General features: G+C 67.9%; 4 protein-coding genes. 1 reads left to right on the forward strand and 3 read right to left on the reverse strand.

Going from position 1 to position 4,212, the window contains the following annotated elements; translation table 11 throughout:
• Nucleotides 1-1,290, forward strand: a 1,290-nt coding sequence (locus FJY73_14040; GenBank protein MBM3321780.1) for a nucleotide excision repair endonuclease, incomplete at its 5' end; no start/stop codon positions are given.
• Here the strand turns inward: FJY73_14040 and FJY73_14045 are convergent.
• The 3 genes from FJY73_14045 to FJY73_14055 all read right to left on the reverse strand — a co-directional run.
• On the reverse strand, nt 1,287-2,447 hold the full coding sequence (locus FJY73_14045; GenBank protein MBM3321781.1) for an O-antigen ligase family protein: 1,161 nt from the start codon (nt 2,445-2,447) through the stop codon (nt 1,287-1,289). The two genes, FJY73_14040 and FJY73_14045, sit on opposite strands and share 4 nt — an antisense overlap.
• A complete protein-coding gene (locus tag FJY73_14050) occupies nt 2,444-3,556 on the reverse strand; it encodes a glycosyltransferase family 4 protein (protein MBM3321782.1) in 1,113 nt (370 codons plus the stop codon). Before FJY73_14050 ends, FJY73_14045 begins: the two co-directional genes overlap by 4 nt.
• A partial coding sequence (locus FJY73_14055; protein MBM3321783.1) for a histone deacetylase occupies nt 3,553-4,212 on the reverse strand: 660 nt, incomplete at its 5' end. The genes FJY73_14055 and FJY73_14050, both read right to left, overlap by 4 nt.

Raw genomic sequence — 4,212 nt, forward strand, 5'->3', positions numbered from 1 at the left:
CAGGCGACCGAGATCGCCCGGCGCTTCCTCCGCGTGCAGGATCCGCGCCCCTCCACGGCCGGTCCGATCGTGCGCGCTCTTCTCGCCGAGGATCCTCGGTTCGTCTCGATCGGAACCCAGCTCTGGGCGGCGGCCCCGGAAGACGCGGCGTCCGACTCGGCTTCTTACGGGGAAGAGGCGCTCCTCTTCGGCGTCGCGAAGCGGTCCGCCTCCGACGCGCGCGCGTTCCTCTACGGGTTCCTTCGTGTGCAAAGCGAAAGAGAGACGGGGTCTCTCGTCTTCGCTCGGCGGCGCGGCGATCGAGGAGGCCTTCCTCCTCCGCTCGAACGGCTCGCGCGGGGAGCGACCCTCGCGATCTTCAGGGCGCGGGAGCCGTTCCGACTTCTCGACCCGGGGGGGAGCATCTTCTCGGAAACGACCCTTCGTCTTCGGGCGTGGGCGTCCGGCCTTTTCCTGGCTGAGGAAACCCGCACGCCCGAGTCTCTCGCCGCGACGCTCGGTCTTCGCGCCACGGAGGGGGACGATCCCCTCTTCGAGGCGCGGCTCCTCCATTCGATTCACGCGCGGCTTCTGGAGATCCGCGGTTGTCCGGAGCCGGAGGAGACCGCTTCCGGATCGGGGTGCATCCCCTTTCTCCGCGAAGGGGGAGAGACGTTTCTCGCCGGTCTTCCGGATCGTCCGGGCGTCTACCGGATGCGCGACCGCTCGGGGAAATTGCTTTACGTCGGAAAGTCCCGTTCTCTTCGAGCGCGCGTCGAGAGCTACTTTCGCGGGTTCGCCGGACTTCCGGAGGAGAAGAAAGATCTGGTGCGCCTGGTCGCGCGAATCGAGACGGAGGTCGTCGGCTCGGAGGCGGAGGCGCTTCTTCGCGAGTGGAGGAGCATCCGAAGAAAGAGGCCTCCGTACAACGAGAAGATCGAGGTGCGCGCCGAGCCCTCTCCCGTCGTTCGCGGGAAGGACCTCGTTCTCTTTCTTCCGTCGACGGATGCTCGATGCGTGACGCTCTTCCTTCTCCGCGCGGACGGGGCGATGCGCCGGCTTCGCGCCCGGCGAAACGCGACGCGCGTCGAGCGCCTTGCAGGAGAGATCGAGCGCTTCTTCCGGGGCGAGGGGGGGACTCGAGAGGAAGGGGGCTACGCGCTTCTTTCGCGATGGATCGAAGAGGAGCGGGATCGCTTGACGCTTGTCGATGCCTCGCGCCACGCGGACGCGGGCGATCTTCTCCGGGTCGTCCGCGAGTGTCTCGCCGATCCGGACGTCGCCTCGGGAAAGCGGGTCGACCGCATCTAAACCTCTCGGTTCACGAGGCGCCCGGCAGCGATTCCCATCCCGATGATCGCGTAGAGCGTGAGGGCGACCTCGGAGTCGCCGAGGTTCCACTCGAAGAGGCCGTGGACGAGGAAGGCCGCGACCGAGGCGAGCGCCCCTTCCGCCAGGGCGCGGGGGAGCTCCGGCGGGGCGCGCCGCGCCGCGGAGAGGAGCGCGCGGAGAAAGCCGAAGAAGAACGCGGCGAGCGCGAGAAGGCCGGGCACCCCCGTCGCGACGGCGGTTTGCAGATAAAGATTATGGAAGTGCGTGAGCGGCTCGCGCGCTTCGGGCGGTCGGTGGGCGCGGATCGTCTCACCGAGATCGTGGAGGCCCGCTCCGCGCCACGGATGATCGAGAAAGAGACGGCGCCCCGCGTCCCAGAGGAAGACCCGCTCCCGGTTCAGGGGATGCTCCGCGTCCCACGAAGTGAGAAGCCGCTCGCGGAGAGACGGAACGCCGGCGATAACGGCGACGAGGAGGAGGAAGCCAGGGAGGAGAAGGAGCGGTCGCCTCCTTGCAAGGAGCACCGCGATCCCCGCGGCGAAGGCGAACCACGCGCCCCGCGTGTACGTGAGAAGAAGCGCGGAGGCGAGAAGCGCGAAGACGACCGCCGCGATCCGCGAGCGGCAAGAGACCGCCGCCGCGAGGGCGACGAGCGCGATCGGGAGGAGGACGCCCGCGGTCGTCATGTAGAAGCCGATCGGCCCGTCGAGACGGGAGGGGTGGTTCCCGCCTCCGCGCGCGTGCTCGACCAGGCCGATCGCGGCGGCGGCCGTCGCGGCGGCGAGAAGAACGATCGCGGCGGCGAGAAGATCCCTCCTTTTCTCGATTCCTGCGACCGGGAGAACGAGCGCGGGGAGAAGAAGGAGCTTTCGAAGCTCGCGGACTCCCTCGCCCGCTCGTTCGGAGAGAAGAAGCGCGAGGAGCGAGGCGGCGACCCACGCGGCGACGCCGAGGAGAAGCGCTCTTCCGTCTCGCGCGCCGAGAAGATAGGAGCGCGCGCGCCCCCGGGCCTCGGAGGAGGCGAGAACCCCGAGGAGGCCGATCCCGAGGGCGATCTGCTGCCCGGCGATCCCGAACGGCAGGAAGAAGAGAAGGCCGGCGAGCCCGGCGCGAACGAGGATTCGCGAGGAGATCACGATTCGCTTTTCGCCTCGATCAAAGAGAGATAAACGGACTCGGTCTTGCGGACGGTTTCCCGCACGTCGAAACGCCGGAATGCCTCCTCGCGGTTTCTTCTCCCGATCTCGGTCCGAAGAACCCCGTCCTCGAGGAGCTTCCTGAGGCCCGCGGCGAGCCGATCGATCTCGCCCGGACGAAAGAGGAAGCCGTTCACTCCGTCCCTCACCGCCTCGGCGTTTCCTCCCGCGTCCGTGCAAACGACCGGAAGCCCTGAGGCCATCGCCTCCAAGATCGCGAGCGAAAACCCCTCGATGACGGAGGGGAGAACGAAGACATCGAGCAGGCGATAGTAGGGGAGGATGTCGCTTCGGAAGCCCCCGTAGATCACGGCATGCGGGAGGCGGAGGGACGTGCGAAGCGCTTCGAGCTCCTCGTCCCTGTCGATCCCGAGGAAGAGAACCGCGCATCGTCGCTCAACCGTCTTCATCGCGCGAAGGAGATCGGCCTGTCCCTTCCGCCGGGCGAACATCCCGACGACCGGAAGGCCCTCGGGGAGAGGAATCGTCCTGCGGGCGTCGAGAACCCGCTCCTCGGGCACCTCTCGAACCGATTCGAGAGGGATGCCGTTGTGCACCACGTCGATCTTCTCGCGGGGCGTTCCTCCGCACGCCATCGCTTCCGCGACCCGTTCGCTCACCGCGATGATCCGGTCGGTGAAGGCGCCGAAATAGCGTCCCTGGAGACGCCCGCCGGTCGAGAGGGGCATGTTTCTTCGCGTGTGAACCAATCGGAAGCCCCCTCCGAAGAGGTGCTTCGCCTGGATCGTGAGGTGGCGGTCGAGCGAGGCGTGCGCGTTGATCACGTCGACGGCTCGCGCGCGGGCGGCGCGGGCGAGGGCGCGGCTTCTGTGGAGGGCGAGAGGGTTCCTTCCGAAGACGAACGGGACGAGGCGCACGGAAGGATGCGCGGCGAACCGTTCGTGCAGCAAGGATTCCTCGCGGCAGCAGAGGAAAACCTCGTGTCCGAGCCGGGCGAGCCCGTCGGTGAGCCACGTGATCGAGTTCGTCGAGCCCCCGATATCCCCCTGATGCGTGATCTCCAGGATTCGGAGCGGTCTCGATCTCACCGCCGTTCTCCGGGGGGGAATCCCTCGGCGGCGCGGATCGCCTCGAGACAGGTAGCCGTGTGGATCGCGACGGTGTCGGCGAGCCGGCGTGCGTAGCCCCCGGCGAGCACGACCGCGACCGGGACGCCTCGCGCCGCGAGTTCCTCGAAGACGATCCGGTCCCTCTCCAGAAGGCCGGCGCGCGTGAGGGAGAGCCCGCCGAGCTGATCTTCCTCGAACGGATCCGCCCCCGCCACGTAGATCGCGAGATCGGGGCGCTCTTCGTCCCGCAATCGAGGGAGGGTCTCTCGGAGAAGATCGAGATACTCCTCGTCTCCCGTTCCGTCCCCAAGCCCGATGTCGAGATCGGAGCGTTCCTTGACGGGGTAGTTGTTTTCTTGATGCATCGAAAAGGTGAAGACCGAATTGTCGGATCGGAAGACGGCCGCCGTCCCGTTCCCCTGATGGAGGTCGAGGTCGACGACGAGTACCTTTCGGGCGAGCCCGTCTCTCTGGGCGGCGCGGGCGGCGATCGCCACGTCGTTCACGTAGCAAAAGCCCTCGGCGCGATCGGGGAAGGCGTGGTGCAGTCCGCCGCCGAGATGGACGCCGACGCCCCTCTCCGCCGCGATGCGCCCCGCGAGGATGCTCCCGCCCGCCGCGAGGCGAAACGCCTC

This window comes from Candidatus Eisenbacteria bacterium, from assembly GCA_016867715.1.
GTDB lineage: Bacteria > Orphanbacterota > Orphanbacteria > Orphanbacterales > Orphanbacteraceae > VGIW01.